General features: G+C 58.9%; 2 protein-coding genes. One reads left to right on the top strand and one right to left on the bottom strand.

Going from position 1 to position 718, the window contains the following annotated elements; all coding sequences use genetic code 11:
* A partial coding sequence (locus EOD07_RS36450) for an amino acid synthesis family protein (protein ID WP_164772962.1) occupies nt 1-190 on the bottom strand: 190 nt, incomplete at its 3' end.
* 225 nt (nt 191-415) lie between these two features.
* Between EOD07_RS36450 and EOD07_RS36455 the strand changes: the two genes are divergently transcribed.
* The coding region (locus EOD07_RS36455; RefSeq protein WP_127238509.1) for a BMP family ABC transporter substrate-binding protein at nt 416-718 on the top strand (303 nt) is incomplete at its 3' end.

The following is a 718-nucleotide window of genomic DNA, read 5'->3' on the forward strand; positions in this document are numbered from 1 at the left end:
CCATTTCGAGACCGAGCGGCTTGAGATCCTCCATGAACCCGGTGATCTCCTCCACATAGCGGCCCGCGAACGGATTCTCGATCACCGCCAGCACCGCGCCGCGCTTGACCGGCTCTGCCCGCACCGGCCCGCCTTCGTGAAAAATCTCCTCGACCTGTACGACAAACTTCCTGACCGCTGGCTTCGGCATCGGCTGCTCCAATTGCCCTATGAAATTGTTTGAGTATCAACAATTATCGATCCGGCGGCTTTGTCAAGCCAATTGCGCGTCGTTCGGGAACGAAGGCATGGAACGTCGCGTGGCGCCAGATTGACAGGTCATTGGAGCACCCATAAGGTCATATGATCACCAACAAGTTTTCCGGCGCCCCTTGCGGAGCCGGCACTTGGGGCGACCTTCAAACAGGGGAGAAACATGAAAAAAATCATTTCGAAGTGCATCTTCGCCGGCGCCGCGCTTGTTGCTTCGGTCAGCCTTGCCTGCGCGCAGGGCAAGGTATCCGTGGCCGCCATCTCGGGCTATTTCGCGCAGGGCTTCGGCGTCTCGATCGTCAACGGCCTCAACAAGGCGAAGACGGATTTCGGCATCGACCTCAAGCTGGTCGATACCGGCAATCGCGCGCTCGACTATGAGGAGCAGTTCGCCAACCTGGCGAAGGACGGCAAGTACGACCTGATCTTCGTCATGGGCTGGGAGCTCGTCGACGCGCTGCAGAAG

It is taken from the genome of Mesorhizobium sp. M2C.T.Ca.TU.002.02.1.1 (assembly GCF_003997225.1).